This window comes from Ruminococcus sp. CAG:330, assembly GCF_000437175.1.
GTDB lineage: Bacteria > Bacillota > Clostridia > Oscillospirales > Ruminococcaceae > Ruminococcus_C.
Genome location: NZ_FR897972.1, coordinates 1 through 3,691 on the forward strand (window position 1 = coordinate 1; position 3,691 = coordinate 3,691).

The following is a 3,691-nucleotide window of genomic DNA, read 5'->3' on the forward strand; positions in this document are numbered from 1 at the left end:
GCAACCACAACTACTACGAAGGCAACCACAACTACTGCTGAGGCAACCACCACAACTGCAGCTACTACTACCACTGCAGAAAAGACCACCGCTTCTACCGCAGCTACTACTGCTGCAACCACAACTACCACCGAAGCTCCTCTGCCGGCTGGCAAGTCTGTATGGTCCATCGGTAAGATCTGGGCAAACCCGGGCGATGGCTATGAAGACAGCGAAGTAGATGAACTGAACCTGCCGTTCAACATCAGCAACCCGATCAAGTCCTATGGTCTCCAGGGTACTGTTGTCTTCGACAAGGCAACCAGAGAACTGGTTGAGCTGGCTTGGGGCGATGCATCCGCTTCTAGAGGCGACCTGTATAACTTCTCCACCTTCCTGTCGAACCTTGGTTCCTTCAAGACCGATGGTAAGTTCTTCTATGTACTCCAGGCTGGTTTGGCAGCTGCTGAGCCGAATGCTTCTGAGGGTACTGCAGTGAACGTAAGCATTGCAATTCCGGACGAGGCTACTGTAAAGTCCGTTGCAGCTGAAAACGGTCTGACACTCCAGTATGACGCAGAAAAGAACGTTTACTACTATGAGTTCCCTGTAAAGTGGAGCGAAGATGGTACCGATCCGGCTCCGTCTGGCAGCCAGACTGCATACCGCAAGCGCTTCCAGTATCTGGACAGCACTGAGCCGGAGGGCAGAAACGTATTCTCCGACTATGTAACTCTGGAAGATGGTTGGATTCGTGTTATCGTAAGCAAGGATGCAGAAACCACAACCTCTACCACTGAGGCTACCACAACAACAACAACCACCGCAGCTACAACTACCACAACCGCAGAGGTTACTACCACAACCGCAGAGGTTACTACCACAACCGCTGAGGTTACTACCACAACCGCTGAGGTTACTACTACTACAACAACTTCTGCAACAACTACCACCTCTAGCGAAGCAACCACAACCACCTCTGGCGAAGCAACCACAACCACTACCAAGGGCACTGAAGAGGACAAGACCGTCAGCGTTTCTCTGGTAGCAGATGCAAGCTTCTACTTCTCCGTTGACGAGAGACCGTTCAACAATGCAGACCTGCTGAAGGCTACTCTGAGCGATGGCTCCGATGTTACAAACGACATCACATTCGAGTGCAAGACTCCGGCTGAACTGTACGAGAAGGAAGGCAAGGCATATTGTGTTGTTGAGATGACTCCGTACTACAACGGCGAGGCTCTGGCAGACGCTCCGAAGCCGAAGGTTTACATCGGCATCAAGGGTGACGCACAGCTGGATGGCGACGTAGATATGGATGACTCCTTCGAAGTACTCCAGTACTATTCTTACAGCGCAGCAGGCCGCTTCCCGACTCTGACTGACGGCAAGGATGCAAACCTGGAGAAGCTGGCTTACTTCCTGTCTGATATCGACACCGAGTCTAAGCTTGGTAAGAACGAGGGCGACACTGCTCTGTCCATGGACGATGCATTCAACATCCTCCAGTATGTTTCTTACAGAGCTGCTGGCAGAAACATGACTTGGCCGGATGTTGTTCCGTCCCTGAAGACCCTGAAGGGCTCCATCTGGGCTGAATAAGCAACACATGCCAAAGGGCATTCGACAAAATTAAAGTGACATCCGCCGCATAAGCGGCAAACCGGTACGGTGAAGTTCACCGTGCCGGTTTTTGTTTTCTCCGCCGAAAAAAGTTTGCCTTGACAAACTCCGGAATGGCATGATATACTGGATGCATAGAATAAAAGCAGGCTGTGAAACGACTGTCGCAGCCTGCTTTTGCATGTGCCTATTGGCACCGGGAGAAAGGAAACTTTGGAATATGGGAATTGTGGAACTGCTTCTGACGGCGATTGCGCTGTCCATGGATGCCTTTGCGGTGTCTGTCTGTAAGGGGCTTGGCATGCGCCGGATGCGCTATGACCAGGCACTTGTCATCAGCCTATACTTCGGCGTGTTTCAGGCATTGATGCCGCTGATCGGCTGGCTGCTGGGAACGTCATTCTCCCGTTACATTCAGGCGTTTGACCACTGGATCGCATTTGTGCTGCTGGCGTTTCTCGGCGGCAAGATGCTGTGGGATGTCTTTCACGAAAAAGAGGACGGGGAACAGGAGTCGGCGGAGCGCAGGCTGGATCATCGGGAACTCTTCATGCTGGCAATCGCCACGTCCATTGATGCGCTGGCGGTGGGAATTGCCTTTGCCTGTCTGGACGTCAACATCTGGAGCTCCATCTCCATCATCGGCGTGACGACACTGGTCATTTCCTTTGCCGGCGTGTGGATCGGCAACCGGTTCGGCAACCGCTTTCAGAAAAAGGCGGAGATCGCCGGCGGACTGGTGCTGATTCTCATCGGCGTGAAGATTCTGGCGGAACATCTCATCGAACATCAGTAACCAATACAAACGGGAATCCCGCAGCAGCGCAGGATTCCCGTTCTTTTTTCCGGATTTTACAATGCGGTATTTTTTTCTACAACTTCGAAAAAACTGTTGACTTTTTTAGATGATTGTGATATAATTGATGTATAAATCATGTAAGCTAGACTGCTGTCGAGAGGAGTGCGGAGTCATGGGGCAGGAAGAGAAAGAGCAAAAGTGGCGGAGCCGGTGGATCTTTATTCTATGTCTGGTGCTGGCGCTGCTGGTTGCCGGTGCGACCATTGCGCTGCATCAGTCCAAGTACTTCGGCTCCGGAGAACTTCACGCTGTGGAGGTCGTGCGGCAGCTCAGCGGAAATAATCTGGTGTCCGCCGTGGATAACAGCGAGCAGATCTCCGAGCGGGAGAAGCTGTTCCAGACGAAGCAGGCGGACGGCAGGGACATTGCTGCGTGGCTGACCATCCCAAAGACAGGCATTGACTATCCGGTGATGCATGCGCAGGACCGCTCCTATTATCTGGAGCACAATATGGATCAGCAGGTGGATGTCTACGGCACGCCGTTTCTGGATCCGGACAATGCGCCGGACTTCTCCGATGCGTTCTCGCTGGTGCACGCCATCAATATGAACAACGGCACCATGTTCGGGTCGCTGCGGTCGTTTCGGGAGGAGAAGCAGTTCAGCGAGATTCCGCAGGGCATTCTGGTCATGTCGGACGGTGTGCATCGGGTGACGTTTTTCTGCTGCGCTGTGCTAAACGATACCGTGCAGAATCTCCTGCGGGACGAGCTGGCACAGCAGTCCGATGTCCGGCAGTTCGCCGAGGCGCTGAAGGATGCGGCGGAACAGTGGCGTGACGTGGAGCTGGCGGAGGATGACTGCCTCATCGCACTGGCATCCTGCGATGTCTCCGGCGACTGGTCGGAGTCTGCCACTGTTCTGATCGGAAGAATTGAAAAGGTGGAGGAAACGTCGGAGTAAGGAATGCTCCATCGTTCCGGTCAAATGGCAAGATGCAAACTTGTAGGGACACGGCGTGCCGTGTCCGATTCGTTTTCCCGAAACAAAAATGGGGGAACAGCTTTTCGAGGGCGGAGCGAACAAGACCGCTCCGCCCTGTGTTCCGTTTGCTGTTTTTTGATTTTGGAAACGTTCCGGTGGAACGTTTCCAACGGACTTCCCTTTGCTGAAACTGGCGGACACGGCACGCCGTGTCCCTACAAAAGCAGACAACAAAAAATATCGTGCGGAAACGAAAAGATTCTGAAAAGCTGTCCCCGAAAAGGCTGCTCCAGCTGAGCGCAGCT

General features: G+C 53.2%; 3 protein-coding genes. All 3 read left to right on the forward strand.

Annotation, left to right across the window (positions count from 1 at the left end; genetic code table 11):
- Nucleotides 1-1,581 (forward strand): cellulose-binding protein CttA-related protein (locus QZL66_RS00270; protein ID WP_293601729.1); only part of this gene is annotated, 1,581 nt, incomplete at its 5' end.
- A gap of 241 nt (nt 1,582-1,822) precedes the next feature.
- Nucleotides 1,823-2,398 (forward strand): manganese efflux pump MntP, encoded by a 576-nt coding sequence (locus tag QZL66_RS00275; RefSeq protein ID WP_022409772.1) that lies wholly within the window; start codon nt 1,823-1,825, stop codon nt 2,396-2,398.
- 175 nt (nt 2,399-2,573) lie between these two features.
- Nucleotides 2,574-3,365, forward strand: a complete 792-nt coding sequence (locus QZL66_RS00280) for a class B sortase (protein WP_022409773.1) — start codon at nt 2,574-2,576, stop codon at nt 3,363-3,365.
- The last annotated feature ends 326 nt before the right edge of the window (nt 3,366-3,691 follow it).

Coding starts and splice junctions, on each gene's coding strand:
- QZL66_RS00275 (WP_022409772.1), top strand. CDS start 1,823: ATGGGAATTGTGGAACTGCTTCTGACGGCGATTGCGCTGTCCATGGAT.
- QZL66_RS00280 (WP_022409773.1), top strand. CDS start 2,574: ATGGGGCAGGAAGAGAAAGAGCAAAAGTGGCGGAGCCGGTGGATCTTT.